The following is a 16,091-nucleotide window of genomic DNA, read 5'->3' on the forward strand; positions in this document are numbered from 1 at the left end:
CCCCGATTCGCTGGCGCGGGCGGCCCACGCCACCGCGTTGCCCGCGGAGATGAGGTCGAGTCCGAGCCGGTTGCAGCGCTCGCCCAACTCGGCGACAGCGTCGAAATCGTCCAACGCGAGGCCGGCTCCGAGCGTCATGGCGGTCGCACCCCGTGGCACCGAGTCACCGGCCTCCGTCTCGATACGAAAGCCGCCCGGAATCGGGCCGTCGTGCTCTCGCTCTATCGTGCGTGCCCGGACGGCGCCGACGCCGACGCTTTCGGCGCCGTCGAATCCCCGCTCGGTCCATCCCCGGGCAGCGAGCACGCCGGTTTCGTCGGCGAACTCCACCGTCTCGACGGTACCCGATGCGGCTTGCCACTTGCCGGTGTCGTCGCGCCGATACCGCTCGGCGTAGCGCCGACGGAGGTCCGGGAACCCCTCCGGAGAGTCACCCCGGGCGACGACCGCCTTCAGTGACTTCGAGCCCATCACCGCGCCGGCACCGCCGCGCCCGGCGTGGTGTTCGGCGCCGTCGGAGGCTATCGTCGCGTACGCCACCTCGGCCTCTCCGGCGGGGCCGATACACGCCACCGAGCCGTCGTGGGCCTCGGCCGTCTCGGCTGCGTCGAGACCTGCGGTGTCGGCTTGCTCGATGCGTGCGTCACCGTCTTCGACGACGAGTCGGACGAACTCCTCGGCCGCACCGGTCACGAGAACGCCGAGGTGGTCACCGAGCGCACCGGCGAGCGTCGTCGGGAACGAGCCACCGGCGTAGGAGTCGAGGAACGTCCCCGTCAGCGGCGATTTCGTCACCGCGGCGTAGCGGTCCTCACCGGGGAGCAATCCCGAAACCGGACCCAACATGAACAGCAAGGCGTTGTCGGGCCCAAGCGGATTCACGTCCGGAGACAGTTCCTCGTAGAGATACCGAGCGCCCAGTCCCTTCCCGCCGACGTACTTCCGTCGCCACGCCTCCGGAACGCGTTCGCTCTCGACGGTGCCCGAAGAGAGGTTCACGCGCAACAGCCGATTCGGCGCAGGGCGTGCCATCTGCTAGCACGTAGACGGAGGCGAGGTTAAGCTTTCCGCCGGTCACGGCCCTCGGAGACCCACCGCCGGCACCTATTCGTAGACAGTCGTCGGTGACACGGCTGGTGCTGGTGGACCGAATCCGTCGGAAGAAACGAAAACGTGGACCGGCGCGATGACGCCGTTACTCGTACAGCCAGGCTTCGTCGTTGCGCTCGTAATCGATGAGTTCCTCGTCGTCGAAGAACAGCTCGATTTCGCGCTCGGCGGAGCCGGGTTCGGTGTCCGAACCGTGGATGACGTTCCGACCCAAATCGATGCCGTAGTCGCCGCGGATGCTGCCCGGTGGCGATTCGGCGGGGTCGGTCTCGCCCATCATGTTCCGCACCTGGGCGACCGCGTCCTGTCCCTCCCACACCATCGCGAAGACGGGGCCGGAGGTGATGAACTCGACGAGACCCTCGAAGAACGGCTCCTCGGAGAGGTCCGCGTAGTGCTCGCGAGCGTGGTCGTCGCTCAACTGCATGAACTTGCCCGCGACCATCTTGAGTCCGCGGTCCTCGAAGCGGGAGACGATTTCGCCGATGAGTCCGCGGTGGACGCCGTCGGGCTTGACCATGACGAACGTGCGCTCGTGGTCGCTCATCTACGCTTCGGCCTCCTCTTCGTCGGCTTCGTCGTCGCCGGAGGCATCCTCGGCTTCCTCGCCTTCGTCGGCTGCGTCGGATTCCTCGGCCTCGTCAGCCGCGTCGGTTTCCGCCGACTCCTCGTCGGCCGCCGATTCGCTCTCGGCGGCTTCGAGGTCGGGAGTCGTTGCCTCGGCGTCCTCATCGGATTCCGCGTCCGGTTCGGCTTCGGGTTCGGCCTCCGCCTCTTGACCCTCCGCGCGTGCCGTCTCGGTCCACTCGAGGTCGCGCGGCTCGCGGCCGAGGTCGGCGTTCTTCTCGCACTTTCCGGAACAGTAGTGCGTGACGGACCCGTCGATACCGACGAACATCGTCCCCGAACCGGGTTCGATGTCCGACCCGCAGTAGTCACATGCTTTCGTCTGTGGCATTGGTTACTGTCCTCCGATGGAGTCGGCTTCGCGAGCCGTCTCGCGAAGCTGTAGGATGTCGCCGACACGCACCGGTCCGAGGACGTTCCGGGCGATGATTCGGCCCTGGTTTTCGCCCTCCTGAATCCGGCACTTGACCTGCATGGCTTCACCGTGCATGCCGGTCTTGCCGACGACTTCGATTACTTCGGCAGGGGTTGCGCCGTCCCCTTCGTTTTCAGCACTCATCTTCGGTCACCTACCGGAGTTCCTCGACTTTCTCGGCGATGTCTTCGACGTCACCTTCGGCGTCGCCGGCATCGACGATGGCGGCAGCCGCGCTGCCGACTTCCAGACCCGCGGCGTGGCCGACGTCGTCCTGCGTGCCGACGAAGACGTAGGGAATCTCCTTCTCGGCGGAGAGTTCGGGGAGGTGCATGACGACCTCCTCGGGGCTGACGTCCTCGGCGACGAAGACGAGTTGGGCGTTCCCGCGCTCGACTGCCTTGGTGGTCTCGTTCGTTCCTTTCTTTACCGAACCTGTGTCCCGGGCAACCTCGAGGGCCTCGAGGGCGTCCTCTTCGAGGTCAGCCGGCACGTCGAAATCTACGTACACTGACATTGTTTGTATTGGCTCCTCCCACGCGCAGGCTCGCGCTCCCCCGCCGTCGAACCGCGTCCCGAATCGGGACGCGGTTCTCGCACCCGCGACGGGCGCGCTTGTCCTTGTCCGGCTAGGAGCATCACAACCCCGCGTAGGCTGTACACTCCCGTACTGCATCACCGCATAAAAGCGCTTATGAACTCGCTCGGCCGTGCGAACCGAACGCAGGCCGCCCGGGAGGAACTGGTAACCGCTCGGTACCCCCGACCTACCGTTCGACGTCGACGGTGTAATCGGTCGCTATCCAGCCGTCGTTGTTTTCCGGTTCGGTGAAACCGTCCTATCGGGCGAGGTACAGAGTGCTTTGAGTCCGACCGACTGGTCCTCGTCTTCGGAGGTGGCTGCCATTACCGACTCTCGTGGTCCAGTTAGCTAAAAAGTTTTGGTCGGCCTAAACCGCAACCCACTCGGTCGTCGGCTCCTCGGACCCCAACTGCCACCGCTGGTACGTGGCATCGCCCTGACGGCGCACCTCGACGACCAAATCGACGGCGTCGAACAGCGCCGACGGCACCGCCGCCTGCATCGCCGGGAGATGGAAGTGGACCACGGCGTCCGTCTCGCGGGCGGTCGAGCGAATCGCTTCGAGCGCGTCGACGAGTCGTCGGTCCGCCCCCGAATCGACGAACGGCCGAAGCGAATCGAAACACACCCGTAACGACGACGCCTCGCCCGCGGCATCGCGCATCTCGGTTCGGAGGTCCTCGCTGACCGACTCGATGTCGACGCTCGTCGGCGACTTCCCTCCCGCTGACCGACTCGCCGACACACTCCGTGTCGGAATCGTCCGCTCGATGACTCTATCGACGGTGTTTCCACCAGAGGTGGAGCGCTCGGTCCGAACGGCGATTTCCTCGGCGTCGCCATCGAGGAAGCGTCGACAGATGTCGGTGTGGGACACTTCGGAGGGTCCCACGACGAGCACCGAACCGCCTCGCCGTTTCACCGCCGAGAGCGTTTCTGCGACTGCCGCGTCGAACGGCGGCGGCGATTCGAATTTCATCACCTAATCCTCTGAAGAAAAGTCCGCGAGGAGTATAAACGTTCGGTCGTGTTCAGCGACGAAGCCTTCGGAGCGGCCACCGGAGCACGTGAACCGACAGCCACCCCCGAGGTTTTGGTCGTCGGCAACCGTAACAGACGTATGAACGACCGTGAACGGGAGCTCACAGCCGCCACGGAGGACCTCGCCGACACGCTCGAAGCACTTCGGGAGGAACTGCAATCGCCGCCGCGTGGCCCGGGAGGCCTCCCCCGACCGCCGACGCCCGGAGAGCTGTTTCGATTCACCGAACAGTACACCATTCCAGCCCTGATTTCGCTGCTGGAGACGAGCATTCGCGTTCTCGAGTTGCTCGCTGGCGCCATCCGACTGGCTGAGGGGCGAGCCTTCGACGACTCGAATGAACGCACCGACCGCCTCGCCGAGGTGAGTCGGTCGACGCTTCGAAAACTCGACGACGCGCTCGCAGAGGTTCAAGACGCCGCTGCGGGCGGCCAGCCCGACGACCCTGAGATTCGACGGCTGCTCGGGGAAGCCCGCTCGCTCCGCGAGGAAGTCGACGACCGGCTGGCGGCGGCGACCGACACCCCCGAACCGGAGCGCGAACGCGACGACGACAGCGTCGGCATCACCGTTCGGGACGCATCAGAAGACGACGCCGTCGGTATCGACGTGGACGCGGAACTGGAGTCGATAAAACGCGAGGTCGATGGCGAGGAAAACGACGCTGACGGCGGAGCGGACGGTCAGACCGGCTCGAACCGGTAACCGTCCCACGCCTGACTATCGGGTTCGCGGATGCCTGCCCCGGGCTCTCGCAGTTCCTCGCAGTACACCGGTTCGACTGCGTCGCCGATGTCGACGTCACCAGTCGTGAGTTGTCCGAGCGCACGCACGGGCGTGCCGTCGACGTCGAACTCCACGATTGCGAGGTGGTTCGGTTCGCGAACGCCCGGCGGCGTCGCGTTGGAGGTCGTCCACGTCACGACTTCGGCGGTGTACTCCGAGAGGTCGACAGTGTCGACCGGTTCGCTCCCGTCGGGGCCGATGGGGTGTCCCGGGTACGTTATCGACCCGTCCTCGTAGCGGTAGGCTTCCATCGTCATCGTCGACCCTCCATAATCGCGGTGGTGACACAGTTCCCGAACCCACCGACGTTGCAGGCCAACCCCACGTCGGCGTCGACCTGCCGGTCCCCGGCCGAACCGGTCACCTGTTTGTAAATCTCGTAGCCCTGTGCGACACCGGAGGCGCCGAGCGGATGACCCTTCGATTTGAGACCGCCCGACGTGTTGATGGGTAATTCCCCGTCCAGTTCGGTCGTCCCGCGGTCCATCTCCTTCCAGGCCTCGCCTTTGGGTGCGAAATCCAGCCCCTCCATCTGGAGGAACTCGAGAATAGTGAACATGTCGTGGAGTTCCGCCACGTCGATATCGTCGGGACCGACCCCGGCCATCTCGTAGGCTTCTCGACCGGATTCGACGACGCCGCCCATCGTCGTCGGGTCGGCGCGCTCGTGGACGACGTGGGTGTCCGTCGCGCCGCCGATTCCGGAGACGACGGCGTACTCGTCGGTGTACTCGCTGGCCTTCTCGGCGGGACAGAACAGCAGCGCCGCCGACCCGTCCGTGATGGGACAGAAGTCGTACAGTCGAAGCGGGTCGGCGACTATCGGGGACTCCATGACCGTCTCGACGTCGATTTCCTTCTGGAACTGTGCGTGTGGATTGCGGGCGCCGTTGGCGTGGTTCTTCACCGCCACCTTCGCGAGGCTCTCTCTGGGCGCGTCGAACTGCGAGAGGTACAGTCGGGCCGTGAGGCCGGCGAAGGACGGCAGCGTCACGCCGTGTTTGTACTCGACGGGGTGCGTGAGCGAGGCGATGACGTCGGTCGCTTCGCCGGTCGTGCGGTGGGTCATCTTCTCGCCGCCGACGAGCAGGGTCATGTCGCTGGCTCCGCTGGCGATGGACTGCCAGGCGGCGTAGATGCCGGCGCCACCGGACGACGAGGTCTGGTCGATGCGGGCGGTGTACGCCGGAACGGCCGCGAGGTCGTGGGCGAGGGCGTTCGGGACACCGGTCTGTCCCTCGAACTCGCCACTTGCCATGTTCGAGACGTAGAGGTGTTCGACCGCGTCGGGCGCGACGCCCGCGTCGTCGAGGCAGGCTTCACCGGCCTCGGCGAGCAGTTCACGCACCCACGTCTCGCGCTGTCCGAACTTCGTCATCGAGGCGCCGATGACAGCAACGTCGGGCATAGTTCCGACTCACGGCGGAACTGTCCTAAGCGTTCGGGAGCGAGCGCGCCGCCACGAACGGCGGCCGACGACTACCACTCCATGCCGCCGTTGACGGCCAGTATTTGGCCGGTCATGTAACTGGCGTCCTCGCTGGCGACGAAGCGGACGATACCCGCCACGTCGTCGGGAGTCGCAAACCGGTCGAGTGGAACCCGCTGGAGGATTTTCTCTTGGACCCGTTCTGGAACGGTCTCTAACATGTCCGTCTCGACGAACCCGGGGGCGACGCAGTTCGCCGTCGACCCGGTGGATGCCAATTCGAGCGCGAGCGTCCGGGTGAAACCGAACAGCCCCGACTTCGTCGTCGCGTAGTTCGCTTGCCCGTAGTTGCCCTGCTGACCGACGACCGACGAAATGTTGATGAGCCGGCCGTCGTCGGCCGACTTGATGTCCTCGAAGTAGGCGTTCGTCGCGTTGAACACGCCACCGAGGTTCACCTCCACGACCCGTTTCCAATCCTCTCGACTCATGTTCTCGAACTTCTTGTCGACGGTGACGCCGGCGTTGTTCACGAGGACATCTGCCGGTCCGAACGCCTCCCGCGTCGTTTCGGCCATCGCCTCGATCGCGGCTTCGTCGGCCACGTCGGCTTGCACCGGCAGCGCAGCGCCGCCGGATTCCTCGATGGCTTCGGCCACCTCGTGTGCCTCCCCCTCGGAGGAGCGGTAGTTGACGACGACGTTCGCGCCGTGGTTACCGAACTCCTCGGCTATTGCCCGCCCGATACCCCGCGATGCGCCCGTGACGACGCAGGTTCGGTTTTCGAGTGACATGGATTCGAATTCTCCCCCGTAGTTTATCGTTACAACCTCTATTACACGGCTTCTTCAATACAACTACTACTCCAGATTGGTATAACGGTTACCCTACGAGACATTATACACTTCCTGAACGTACCCAAGATTGTCGGGCGATTCGGTATCGGAGCATGCAGTTTATCCGACCCATTTCGTGCGGGAAGGAGCTGACAACCACCCTACATTTGGTACGCGCGGAGCGGAAAGTATTTTTGGCTTGCCTAAACAATACGATGTAATGAGTGCATACGCGCCGACGACGAGAGGAGGTGTCTCCGATGTCTAGCGGAGCGGCGGAGTTCACGACCGGCGCGGCGGACGCCACCACCGACCTATCGAGAGAGCGTCCGACGGTTCTCGAACTCGAGGGTATTCGGAAGTCCTACAGCGAGACGGAGGTGATTCACGACCTCTCACTTACGGTTCGGGAGGGGGAACTGCTCACTCTTCTGGGTCCCTCCGGGTGTGGGAAGACGACGACGCTCCGGCTCATCGCCGGACTCGAACGTCCCGACGGCGGAGTCGTCCGGCTCGGCGACGAGCAAGTTTCCGGAGAGCGGTTCGTGGCCCCGGAGGACCGAGACGTCGGCGTGGTGTTCCAGGAGTTCGCGCTGTTTCCGCACCTGAACGCTCGCGAAAACATCGCGTTCGGGATACAGGACCGCTCCGAGTCGGAGCGCGAACGCCGAATCGACGAACTGCTGGAACTGGTCGGACTCACCGAACACGGCGAGAAGACGCCCGAAGAACTCTCCGGCGGCCAACAGCAGCGCGTCGCCCTGGCCCGCTCGCTGGCACCCGAGCCGAGTCTCCTCCTTCTTGACGAACCGTTCTCGAATCTCGACGTGGACCTCCGTGTCGAGATGCGCGAGGAGGTCCGGGAAATCCTCAAGGAGGCGGGCGTCACAGCCATCTCCGTCACACACGACCAAGAGGAGGCGATGTCCATCTCCGACCGCGTCGCCGTGATGAGCGAGGGAGGCCTCGAACAGGTCGGAACCCCCGAGAAGGTGTTCCAACAGCCCCGCTCGCGGTTCGTAGCTGGCTTTCTCGGCCACGCGTCGTTCGTCTCCGGGCGCGTGCGCGAGGACTGTGTCGACACCGGCATCGGCTGTATCCCCTTCGAGCAGGTCAACGGCCTCACCGAGGAGTACGTCGGCTCCGATATCGACCTCATGGTCCGGCCGGACGACGTTCGCTCACGCGGGGCGGAACCCGGAGCGGCAAACGGCGAAGTGGTCCACCGACGCTACCTCGGTCCGACGGTGCTGTACCGGGTGGAGCTCGACTCCGGGGACGTCGTCGGCTGTATGCACAACCACGCCGACGAGGTGTCGCTGGACGACCCCGTCTTCGTCAGTCTCGACGCCGACCACGAACTCGCGTGGTTCCCCCGCGGCGAGCGGAAGATGGCCGACGGCGGAACTGTCGAAGAGTAGTCTGCCGGTTTTTGAACTCCGATGGACCTGTCGATAACAGTCCGCGACTGGTGAGGCGTACCCCTCTATTCGAGCCCGAACCACACCGACGCTACCGGAGGTCGGCGACGAACGGTTCGATTTCCTCGTCGTCGCGCGTGTACGGCGTAGCGTGGTCGGTCTTCGGTGGACGGTCGTACGGTAGCGAAATCTCGCCTCCGGAACCGTCAGTTCGGGGTGTTTCGTCGGTCGAGCGGTCGGGTGTGTACGGAACGAGTGGTGCGTCGTTGGTGTCAGGTGACTGCATGGGTTTTGTGATGCGCGGGCGGTCGAGCGGCGATGCAACTCTGGGAGAAGGGGGGCTTACGTGGATACGGGTTTGGGGTGCATCGCGTACTCCACCGTTCGGCAGTATCTATAATAAATGTTCATGATGGTATATCGTTTTGCCGCGGGGAGAGCCGAACACTCAATTCCCTCGACGAGCGAAAGCAACCCATGAGTTTGACCCTCGCCTTCGAGCTTTCGGCGCTCCGTCGCCTCGCTGACCCCGAGGGCGCCGTTCGCCAAGCTCGTCAGTGGAGCGAACACGTCGGCGTCGTTACCGACCGGCCGCCACACGTCCTGACGAAGTTCACTCGCGACAACCACATCCGCAACGACTTCGAGCCCGCGGTCGAGCCAGCAGCCGAGACGCTCGAACATCTGCTGGCGCACTTCGACACCGACCGGTTCGTCTTCGTGGCCGAGTCGACGGCCGACGCACCCGAGGGGTGGGAACTCCGGTCGACGACCGACGCGGCCGACCGTGCCGGTTGGGACCTCACAGACGTGTCGTCGTCGACGCCCTCACAATCGAGCACCAACGAGCGCGACGACTGGCCGTAGCCCCGTCAGTTTGCCCGAAATCCGACATCGAACGAGTGAGCCGATATCGAGACATTGTATATAGCAGCATGTGGTTTATGAGTTTGAGGCGCCACGGCCGAAAATGACACTAATTATATATTTGGTTTCGAACCACCCATAGAACACCGATGATTCAAAAACGACATCCAATTCCCCACTCCGGCCACCAAGCGTCTTAGCAGCCGATACGGCGGCTCAGAAGGGTTGTGCAGCCAGACATCCGGCAGAACCACAACAGTACGCACAGGCCATACAGCCGCGTGTGTGGTCCGAAGATATCGAGCACCTCGAGGCGAGGCCGCGAATTAGAGACACACTCGACAACACCACCGACTCAGTTTTCGACACCCACCATCGGTTCGAGAGACGCGCATCTCGACCACATCCCGAGTGGTAACTCTCGAAACGAGCCACGCCGGGGAGCGACCACACATTCTGTCGTCTGGAGCACCACAAATTGAGAACTTATTATCGGCCTTTCTAAATCACTCTAAGAAAATCTAATCTATATTCACCGATAACCAGCGACAACACCGCCGATTAGGGACGCATATTCGTTGATAAAGACCCTTATCGGCGTGTCTGACGTACTTTGATGTGGGAGGGGTTCGTGACCCCGCTATGAGCAGCGAGGGCGAACGCGTCTCGGTGCAGACCTACGTGTCGTCGACCCAACGAGAGCGTTGGCGCGAGGAAGCCGACGAACTCGACATGAGTCAGGCCGAGTACGTTCGAACGATGATTCAGGCCGGCCGACGGAGCTTCGATTTAAATACTGACGGTGGTTCTTTAAATACCGATTCGAGTAACTCCGTCGAAGCCCGTTCTCCGGACGCTACCCCCGGGGGAGAGGGCTTGAAAGACCGTGTTCTCGAGGTGCTTCGCGACGAGGAGTTCGCGGATTGGGAGCTGTTGCTCGCCGGCGTCACTGACGACATCGAGGAGCGACTCGAAGAGACACTCGACGAACTCCAGTCGGAGGATCGGATTCGATACAGTGGCCGCCACGGCGGGTACACGGTGGTGAACGATGGGCGTTGACGACCGCAGCGAGACGAAGACCCCCGACGACCCCGTCGCGTACTTTCTCCAGGACATGACCTTCCACGGTCGGACCGACCGGACGAAGGCGGCCTACAAGCGCGTCTTACGGGATTTCGAGACGTTCGTCGTCAGTGAGCGGGGGACGGCGCTTCCGACGGCGACACAGCGGGAGTGTATGGCGTGGGTCCACTCCCTTCGGGGCGAACACGCCGATAGCACCGTGGCGTCGTATGCCTCCTACGTCCACCGGTTTTACGCCTACATGACGCAGGTCGGCGCCTTCGATTCGAACCCGATGGCGCTTGTCACCGAGGAGATGGACGAATCAATCGACACAGACCCCGCCCGCCGCGAAATATCCATCCCCCAGATGCGGTCGTTCTTCGCGGACATCTGCCATCCCTACGAGCGTGCGCTCGTTGGCACGCTTCTGAAGACCGGAATCCGCGTAGGTGAGTGCTGTAACCTCGATTTACGCGACATACACCTCGACGATTCGGAGGTGCAGGCGGCTTATCAAATCGACCACCGCGGCGCGTTAGACGGCCGCCCGGACTCCCTGTACGTCGCAAGCGACCCCGCAAAGGGGGAGACATACAACGGTGAGAAGCGAACGGCATCGAACAAACGGAAGCGAGACACCGTCGTTCCGGTCGACGGGGAGTTAAAGCGCCTCCTGAAGGCGTGGCTGGCGATTCGGCCGGACACACAGTCCCCGGCGGAGCCGCTCTTTTGTTCGACGAGCGAGTGGGGCAAGCGGGCGACGCCGTCGATGGTCCGGGCCATCGTCGCCGAGCAGGCCGGAAGACGGGGCTGGTACCGAGAAGGCGGCGACGCCTCGGAGAACGTCACGCCACACTACTTTCGGCACTTCTTCACCACGCACCTCCGCGATAGAACCGGTGACAGAGGTGTCGTGAAGTACCTCCGCGGCGACGTGGCCACCGACATCATCGACACCTACACCCACAACTGGGGCGACCGCGTCCGAGAGGTGTACGAAGCCAACGTCTACGACCTTCTGTAGCCCGTCTTTTCGCCGCCGACCGCGTATTTTGACCAGTGTAAACGACAAAATTGTGTCCGATACCGAATCTATGAATCGTATATTGCTATATCAAATTGTTTCAGGCATCCACACGCGGTACTCCCCCAAACCAGGCGGTTTAGTGACTGAACACAGGATTCGTCGATATAGAAGCCCGGTCGACAAATTAACCGCCTCGGAACAAATCGAACGCGGCCGTGAGGCCGCAACGACCACCCTGGTAACGACGCCAACCCCTCACCCTAATCGAGCAACCCCTCGAGTAGTCGCTTCGCGAGTCGTTTGTCGAGCGGGTCGTTGGCGTTGCCACAGTGTGGCGACTGGACACAGCCCGGACAACCGTCCTCACAGGAACAGCCGGCGAGCATCGCCCGCGTCGTCTCCAACAGGCCGTCGATGTCCCCGTAGCCAGTCTTCGCCAGGGCGACCCCACCGGGATAGCCGTCGTAGACGAATATCGTCGGCGCGTCGGTCCGTGGATGCAGCGGCGTCGACAGCCCGCCCACGTCCCGACGGTCACACAACACCGTCGTCGGAAACATCGATATCATCGCGTGTTCGGCAGCGTGGAGGCCGCCCGGGAGGTCACCACCCTCGACGAGTGCCGTCTCGAGGTCCGGTGGCACCGCGAAGTACAGCGCCCGGGTCCGAAGACTCGTCTCCGGGAGGTCGAGTTCCTCACTCCCCATCGGTTCGCCACTCGAAGCGTCGAAGCGCTGGAACCCGGTTATCTGCTTGCGCATCTCCACCTCGGCGAATCGGACGGTCACGTCCTCGCGTGCCGCAAGTGTTCGCTCTTGGAGGTCCTCCTCGACCGTGATGGCCTTCTCGTGGAGGACGCGTGTGAAGTAATCGGCCCACGTCGGCTGGAGTTGCGCCACGTTCGCCCGCAAATCGAGGTCGGTCACCTCGTAACTGCGTCCCTGATGGTGGTAGATGACTCCGGGGTGTGCGTCCCGCAGTGCGTCGTCGAAGGCCAACTTTGCCAACGTCTCACCGTCGGGGCCGCGCAGTTGCACCTGCCGGTCGTCGATGGCCCGGAGACTCGTGTCGTACTGGGGGCTGGAGCCGTCGTTCAGCCACCGGACGCCCTCGCTCGTCTCCCGACGCGAGAGTACCCCCTCGTCGGTGAGGTCGGCGACCACCTCGGGAAACCGCGGCCCGAAGTACCGGTCGTCGTCGGGTCGGAGCCACGACTCGTCGGCCGCAGACCTGACGTGGGCGGGCATGATTCGGTCGTTTTCGGGGTTGGTGACTGCCTTCTCCGGGTCCCCCTCGAAGAACGACTCGGGGTTCGACATCAGGTACTGGTCGAGTTGGTCCTCGCCGGCCACCAGAGCGACGAGGGAGGGGTCGGTCCCACGGCCGGCACGGCCACCCTGCTGGAACGCCGCCATCCGCGTCCCCGGATAGCCGTCGAGGATGACGGCGTCGAGACCGCCGATATCGACGCCCAACTCGAGGGCGTTCGTACTCCAGACGCCGCGTATCGCCCCGGAATCGAGCCCACGCTCTATCTCGCGTCGGCGGTCGTCCGACAGCGCCGCCTGATACGCCGCGACGCCGTCGGCGAGGTCGTACGCTCCGCGGTCCCGAAGCGTGCCTGCGCTTTCGGTGGCGTAGCGTTCGGCGGTCTGTCTGGAGCCGGTGAACACCAGCGTCTGATGGCCCTTCGAGACGAGGTCACAGAACAGCCGTTCGGCCTCGGTGTGACTCGACTTGCGCCGCCCGCTCCCCCAGCCATCGCCGTCGCCGTACTCCGGCGGATTCCACAACAGCCAGTGGGTCGGCCCCGACTCGCTGTCGTCGCTGTCGACCAGTCGGATGCCGTCGGGGTCCCGGCCGGTCACCGTCGCCGCGTGCTCGATTGGGTTGCCGATGGTCGCCGAACAGCAGACGAACTCCGGGTCAGAACCGAACTCCGAACACAGGCGGGCGAGCCGTCGAAACACCAGAGAAACGTGACTACCGAACACGCCGCGATACTCGTGAACTTCGTCGACGACGACGGTTTCGAGCCGCTCGAAGAACCACTTCCACAGCCGGCGGGCGTGCGGGAGGAGCCCGTAGTGCAGCATGTCCGGTGTACAGCACAGCACGGTCGGCTGGCGCTCCCGAATCGCGGCCTTCTCGCTCCGGGATTGCCGGCCCGTGTACTGGTCGACGGTGACGCCGCTGGCGAACCCGAGTTCGTCGGCCAGCGCCGACAGCGACTCGGTCTGGTCGTTGATGAGTGCGACCTGCGGGGCGAGATACAGCGTCGTCGCGCGGTCGTCCATCGCCCGCTCGAAGGCCGGAACGGTGTAGGCGAGGCTCTTGCCGCTCGCCGTCTCCGTCGCGAGGACGACGTCGTCGCCGCCTCGGACCGCTTCGATTGCCCTCGCCTGGTGGCCGTAGAGGCGGTCGATACCGCGGGCTTCGAGCGCCTCTCGGAGGCGGGCCGGCAGGTCGATATCCGAAAAGACTGCCTCGGAGGGATCGAACGTCTCGTGGGCGCGTATCTGTCCCTCGTAGTACGGGCGCTCCCGAAGCCAGGCGACGGTTTCCTCCACAGGGTCGGGTCCGGCGGCGCCGCTCCTAACCGTTCCGACAGCGGCGAAAGGGACCGAGTGACGTTCAACATAAAACATGGGGAATATCCGGAGGCAGGCACTTTACGAAGAGATTACTGTACTGAAACAACCCCATATGGAGTACGTCGAACTGAAGATTCGGCCCGGCGACAGGTGGTTCCACGAGTTCGACGAACTGGTCGCCGCGGACCCCGAACTGTGTCACGGGCCGATACACCACATCAACCTCCTGTCGGACGACACGATGGTCGTCCTCTACGAGATATACGGCCCCAAAGAGCGCGTCGACGCCTTACACGCCGAACACGACCACCCCGCCGAAACCGCACACCTCGGGGACGACACCCTCGTCTACACCCACCACGACCCGAGCGACGTGGCCTACGACCTGCTCACCGTCGCCAACGAACACAGCGTCGTCGTCGACACGCCCATCGAGTTCAGCGACGACGACGAACTGCAGGTCCGACTCATCGGCACCGCCGAGTCCCTCCAGTCGGCGTTCGGTGCCGCCCCCGAGGGCGCACAGGTGACCGTCGAGAAGACCGGCGAGTACCGCCCCGGCACCGAGCGGCTGTTCACCGACCTCACCGACCGGCAGCGGGAGACGCTGCTGACGGCGCTGGAGATGGGGTATTACGACAACCCCCGTCGAGCGACCTACAGCGACATCGCGGACGAACTCGACTGTACGGCCACGACCGTCGGTGAACACCTGCGGAAAATCGAGGGGTACGTCCTCCGGGAAATCGCACCGAGACACTGGGGTCGAACCCGATAGCGGCCCTATACGACCGTTTCGGCACCGCCGACGAGCTGTTTCGCGACGGCTTCGCTTTCCGCGACCGTCTCAGCCGGGTTCCGAAGCAAGACGGTCTCGCTCGGGAATAGTTCCTCTCCAACGCGGAGACCGTGGTCACGGGCGGTCGACCCTGTGACGGTGAGATAGACGCCGAGGCCGGCCGAGGAGATGGCGGCCTCCTCCTCGCGGTCGCCCGGATACCGGAACTCGATGCCCTCCATCGCACGCGTCCCCAACACGGCCTCGACCAGTCGCTCGTACCGCGGGGAGATACACAGCGGCCCCTCGTAGGACTCGACGAACTCACGCGTCGCGGTCTCTGCGATGTCCGGCGTCGACAACAGCGTGTGATACACCGTATCGCCGAGACCACCGACGACGCGAACGTCGGTGTCGTGAGGGTCGATGCGGTCGTTGAGTTCCGAAAGCGTCGAGAGAGGTTCGGGAGTGAGTTGGACGACCTCCTCCAAGACGAGGTCCGCACTGTCGAAACCGAGTGCGAACTCGTGTTTCCGGAGGGCGCGAAACGGCTCCTCGCGGCCGACCAACTGGAGGTCGTCGTCGCCCAAATCGACCATCAGGCTGTCGAAGACGACCCGTCGTGGCATCCCGGGGCGGCCATCGCGGAACAGCGTGTACTCGGGTGCGTAGCGGTCGGTGTCGCTGTAGGATTTGAGACGGTCGTACACGCCGGCCTCGGCGGTCTGGTTGCCCTTCGTGACCGCCTTCTCGTAGCGAAGCGTCGAAGCGATTTCGTCGGCGGCGTCTTCGACGCCCGCGAAGCGGGCGACCCGTTCGAGGACGGCCTCGAGGGGGCGTCCCTTCCGCGGGACGGCAACACGGATAGTCGTCATTGTCGGCGTGAGGAACTCGACCGATAAAACGGAACCGAAAGCGAAATCAGCCGGTCGCGGCGGCTACTCGTCGTCGCTGGGCGTACCGAACGCCGCGGTCAGTCGCTCGCGCATCTCCGAGACGTCGGAGAGTTCGTCCTCGATGTCGGAGATGTCCTCCTCGATGGCCTCGAGACGCTCGTCGTCGACACCGTCTTCGACCTGCGCTTCGAGCGCTTCGATGTCGGCACGGAGTTCTTCGACGTGGTCGGTGACCCGCTCCTCGATGGTCTCCTCGATTTCGTCGGTGGCCTCCTCGACCCGCGTTTCGACCTCTTGGAGCGTCGAATCGACGCGGTCTTCGATGTCGTCGACTCGCCCACCAGTGTCCTCCAGTTCCGTCCGGAACCCCTCGATGAGCGTCTGTGCGTCGCCGTTCTCGTCGAGGAACGACTCCAACGCGTCGGTGTACGCCTGCAGGTCGGCGACCTCGGACTGGAGGCGTTCGATTCTTGCGTCGACGGCACCGCTCGCGGCCGCCGCCCCACCGGCGTCGGCCTCGACACCGAGTGCGTCGCGGAGTTCCTCGAGGTCCTCGTCGTCGACCTCGCCGTCCCGAATCTCGGTGGCGAGTGCGGCGGCGAGGCTCCCCCC

Annotated in this window: 18 protein-coding genes and 1 pseudogene; 6 read left to right on the forward strand and 13 right to left on the reverse strand. The window is 64.2% G+C overall.

All coding sequences use genetic code 11. From position 1 onward, the window contains the following. The 6 genes from GJ631_RS16950 to GJ631_RS16975 all read right to left on the reverse strand — a co-directional run. Positions 1-1,032: aldehyde ferredoxin oxidoreductase N-terminal domain-containing protein (locus GJ631_RS16950; RefSeq protein WP_305079940.1), on the reverse strand; the 1,032-nt coding region annotated here is incomplete at its 3' end. A gap of 163 nt (positions 1,033-1,195) precedes the next feature. Continuing rightward, positions 1,196-1,657 (reverse strand): nucleoside-diphosphate kinase, encoded by a 462-nt coding sequence (gene ndk / locus GJ631_RS16955; RefSeq protein WP_156710289.1) that lies wholly within the window; start codon positions 1,655-1,657, stop codon positions 1,196-1,198. Beyond that, positions 1,658-2,068 carry a 50S ribosomal protein L24e gene (locus GJ631_RS16960; RefSeq protein WP_156710290.1) on the reverse strand — a complete coding sequence of 137 codons (411 nt, stop codon included), beginning with the start codon at positions 2,066-2,068 and terminating at the stop codon, positions 1,658-1,660. It lies immediately after the preceding gene. A gap of 3 nt (positions 2,069-2,071) precedes the next feature. Further along, positions 2,072-2,296, reverse strand: a complete 225-nt coding sequence (locus GJ631_RS16965) for a 30S ribosomal protein S28e (RefSeq protein ID WP_156710291.1) — start codon at positions 2,294-2,296, stop codon at positions 2,072-2,074. A gap of 10 nt (positions 2,297-2,306) precedes the next feature. Beyond that, a complete protein-coding gene (gene rpl7ae / locus GJ631_RS16970; RefSeq protein ID WP_156710292.1) occupies positions 2,307-2,669 on the reverse strand; it encodes a 50S ribosomal protein L7Ae in 363 nt (120 codons plus the stop codon). Positions 2,670-3,102: 433 nt separating this feature from the next. After that, a complete protein-coding gene (locus tag GJ631_RS16975; RefSeq protein ID WP_197425162.1) occupies positions 3,103-3,717 on the reverse strand; it encodes a hypothetical protein in 615 nt (204 codons plus the stop codon). 138 nt (positions 3,718-3,855) lie between these two features. On the opposite strand from GJ631_RS16975, the gene GJ631_RS16980 reads away from it, so the two are divergent. Next, positions 3,856-4,482, forward strand: coding sequence for a hypothetical protein (locus GJ631_RS16980; protein WP_156710294.1), 627 nt, complete (start codon positions 3,856-3,858; stop codon positions 4,480-4,482). On the opposite strand, the gene GJ631_RS16985 is transcribed toward GJ631_RS16980, so the two are convergent. From GJ631_RS16985 to GJ631_RS16995, 3 genes are all read right to left on the reverse strand, one after another. Next, positions 4,461-4,820, reverse strand: coding sequence for an OB-fold domain-containing protein (locus GJ631_RS16985; RefSeq protein WP_156710295.1), 360 nt, complete (start codon positions 4,818-4,820; stop codon positions 4,461-4,463). The genes GJ631_RS16980 and GJ631_RS16985 overlap by 22 nt on opposite strands. After that, positions 4,817-5,971, reverse strand: coding sequence for a thiolase family protein (locus tag GJ631_RS16990; protein ID WP_156710296.1), 1,155 nt, complete (start codon positions 5,969-5,971; stop codon positions 4,817-4,819). The genes GJ631_RS16985 and GJ631_RS16990 overlap by 4 nt, the downstream gene beginning before the upstream one ends. A gap of 71 nt (positions 5,972-6,042) precedes the next feature. Next, a complete protein-coding gene (locus GJ631_RS16995; protein WP_156710297.1) occupies positions 6,043-6,786 on the reverse strand; it encodes a beta-ketoacyl-ACP reductase in 744 nt (247 codons plus the stop codon). Positions 6,787-7,088: 302 nt separating this feature from the next. On the opposite strand from GJ631_RS16995, the gene GJ631_RS17000 reads away from it, so the two are divergent. Continuing rightward, positions 7,089-8,249: an ABC transporter ATP-binding protein gene (locus tag GJ631_RS17000; protein WP_156710298.1), complete on the forward strand. Its 1,161-nt coding sequence runs from the start codon at positions 7,089-7,091 to the stop codon at positions 8,247-8,249. A 91-nt stretch (positions 8,250-8,340) separates the two neighbouring features. On the opposite strand, the gene GJ631_RS17005 is transcribed toward GJ631_RS17000, so the two are convergent. Continuing rightward, complete coding sequence (locus tag GJ631_RS17005) at positions 8,341-8,535, reverse strand: hypothetical protein (RefSeq protein WP_156710299.1); 195 nt, start codon at positions 8,533-8,535, stop codon at positions 8,341-8,343. 191 nt (positions 8,536-8,726) lie between these two features. Here GJ631_RS17005 and GJ631_RS17010 point away from each other — a divergent pair, with 191 nt between their 5' ends. From GJ631_RS17010 to GJ631_RS17020, 3 genes are all read left to right on the forward strand, one after another. Further along, the gene (locus tag GJ631_RS17010; RefSeq protein WP_156710300.1) at positions 8,727-9,116 is read left to right on the forward strand and encodes a hypothetical protein; all 390 of its coding nucleotides are present in this window, start codon (positions 8,727-8,729) and stop codon (positions 9,114-9,116) included. A 642-nt stretch (positions 9,117-9,758) separates the two neighbouring features. After that, complete coding sequence (locus tag GJ631_RS17015) at positions 9,759-10,178, forward strand: DUF5805 domain-containing protein (RefSeq protein ID WP_156710301.1); 420 nt, start codon at positions 9,759-9,761, stop codon at positions 10,176-10,178. Further along, complete coding sequence (locus tag GJ631_RS17020; RefSeq protein WP_156710302.1) at positions 10,168-11,208, forward strand: tyrosine-type recombinase/integrase; 1,041 nt, start codon at positions 10,168-10,170, stop codon at positions 11,206-11,208. The genes GJ631_RS17015 and GJ631_RS17020 overlap by 11 nt, the downstream gene beginning before the upstream one ends. Before the next feature lie 263 nt (positions 11,209-11,471). On the opposite strand, the gene GJ631_RS17025 is transcribed toward GJ631_RS17020, so the two are convergent. Further along, the gene (locus tag GJ631_RS17025) at positions 11,472-13,781 is read right to left on the reverse strand and encodes a DEAD/DEAH box helicase (RefSeq protein ID WP_370518720.1); all 2,310 of its coding nucleotides are present in this window, start codon (positions 13,779-13,781) and stop codon (positions 11,472-11,474) included. A gap of 136 nt (positions 13,782-13,917) precedes the next feature. Between GJ631_RS17025 and GJ631_RS17030 the strand changes: the two genes are divergently transcribed. Then, positions 13,918-14,583: a helix-turn-helix domain-containing protein gene (locus tag GJ631_RS17030; RefSeq protein WP_156710304.1), complete on the forward strand. Its 666-nt coding sequence runs from the start codon at positions 13,918-13,920 to the stop codon at positions 14,581-14,583. A gap of 5 nt (positions 14,584-14,588) precedes the next feature. Here GJ631_RS17030 and GJ631_RS17035 read toward each other — a convergent pair whose 3' ends face one another. Together GJ631_RS17035 and GJ631_RS18795 are read right to left on the reverse strand one after the other, a co-directional pair. Beyond that, entirely contained in the window at positions 14,589-15,458 is an 870-nt protein-coding gene (locus GJ631_RS17035) for a hypothetical protein (RefSeq protein WP_156710305.1), read from the reverse strand. Positions 15,459-15,521: 63 nt separating this feature from the next. Continuing rightward, positions 15,522-16,091: pseudogene (locus GJ631_RS18795) on the reverse strand (hypothetical protein); the annotation flags it as partial.

This window comes from Natronomonas sp. CBA1123, from assembly GCF_009741925.1.
GTDB lineage: Archaea > Halobacteriota > Halobacteria > Halobacteriales > Haloarculaceae > Natronomonas.

Bases quoted from the DNA above. Each gene is read 5' to 3' on its own strand.
- ndk (WP_156710289.1), bottom strand. From the start codon at position 1,657: ATGAGCGACCACGAGCGCACGTTCGTCATGGTCAAGCCCGACGGCGTC.
- GJ631_RS16960 (WP_156710290.1), bottom strand. From the start codon at position 2,068: ATGCCACAGACGAAAGCATGTGACTACTGCGGGTCGGACATCGAACCC.
- GJ631_RS16965 (WP_156710291.1), bottom strand. From the start codon at position 2,296: ATGAGTGCTGAAAACGAAGGGGACGGCGCAACCCCTGCCGAAGTAATC.
- rpl7ae (WP_156710292.1), bottom strand. From the start codon at position 2,669: ATGTCAGTGTACGTAGATTTCGACGTGCCGGCTGACCTCGAAGAGGAC.
- GJ631_RS16980 (WP_156710294.1), top strand. From the start codon at position 3,856: ATGAACGACCGTGAACGGGAGCTCACAGCCGCCACGGAGGACCTCGCC.
- GJ631_RS16985 (WP_156710295.1), bottom strand. From the start codon at position 4,820: ATGACGATGGAAGCCTACCGCTACGAGGACGGGTCGATAACGTACCCG.
- GJ631_RS16990 (WP_156710296.1), bottom strand. From the start codon at position 5,971: ATGCCCGACGTTGCTGTCATCGGCGCCTCGATGACGAAGTTCGGACAG.
- GJ631_RS16995 (WP_156710297.1), bottom strand. From the start codon at position 6,786: ATGTCACTCGAAAACCGAACCTGCGTCGTCACGGGCGCATCGCGGGGT.
- GJ631_RS17000 (WP_156710298.1), top strand. From the start codon at position 7,089: ATGTCTAGCGGAGCGGCGGAGTTCACGACCGGCGCGGCGGACGCCACC.
- GJ631_RS17005 (WP_156710299.1), bottom strand. From the start codon at position 8,535: ATGCAGTCACCTGACACCAACGACGCACCACTCGTTCCGTACACACCC.
- GJ631_RS17010 (WP_156710300.1), top strand. From the start codon at position 8,727: ATGAGTTTGACCCTCGCCTTCGAGCTTTCGGCGCTCCGTCGCCTCGCT.
- GJ631_RS17015 (WP_156710301.1), top strand. From the start codon at position 9,759: ATGAGCAGCGAGGGCGAACGCGTCTCGGTGCAGACCTACGTGTCGTCG.
- GJ631_RS17020 (WP_156710302.1), top strand. From the start codon at position 10,168: ATGGGCGTTGACGACCGCAGCGAGACGAAGACCCCCGACGACCCCGTC.
- GJ631_RS17030 (WP_156710304.1), top strand. From the start codon at position 13,918: ATGGAGTACGTCGAACTGAAGATTCGGCCCGGCGACAGGTGGTTCCAC.
- GJ631_RS17035 (WP_156710305.1), bottom strand. From the start codon at position 15,458: ATGACGACTATCCGTGTTGCCGTCCCGCGGAAGGGACGCCCCCTCGAG.